Here is a 376-nt window from a genome sequence, read left to right as displayed (position 1 = left end):
CCGAGCCCCACACCTCGACCTCGGACTGGCCCGCCAAACGCTCCCGATACACCCGCTCCGCCAGCGCGGCGGCTGCCAGGACCGCGCGCGCTTCATGTTTGCGGGACTCGCGGAGCAGGTCCGGCACCTTCCGCGCCACCCTCGACAAAGTACGCGCCGACCTGCACCCACCACCCGACACCACACAGGGTGATACCGATACCGATCTCGCCACACGCGACGACCGGGGATCGATGGCGCCCACCGACCGCACCTATGCCGACGCGCTGGCCCGTATCCGCGCGGAGTTGCATCCACCACCCGACACCACACAGGGTGATGCCGATACCGATCTCGCCACACGCGACGACCGGGGATCGATGGCGCCCACCGACCG

At 69.7% G+C, this 376-nt stretch carries 1 pseudogene; it reads left to right on the top strand.

The features are described 5' to 3' along the window. Positions 1-125 precede the first annotated feature (125 nt). Positions 126-376: pseudogene (locus P3L18_RS28410) on the top strand (hypothetical protein); the annotation flags it as partial.

It is taken from the genome of Gordonia sp. N1V (genome assembly GCF_029269935.1).
GTDB lineage: Bacteria > Actinomycetota > Actinomycetes > Mycobacteriales > Mycobacteriaceae > Gordonia > Gordonia polyisoprenivorans.
The sequence above is the reverse complement of the archived record's forward strand: the minus strand, read 5'-3'. Positions and strand labels throughout refer to the sequence as shown.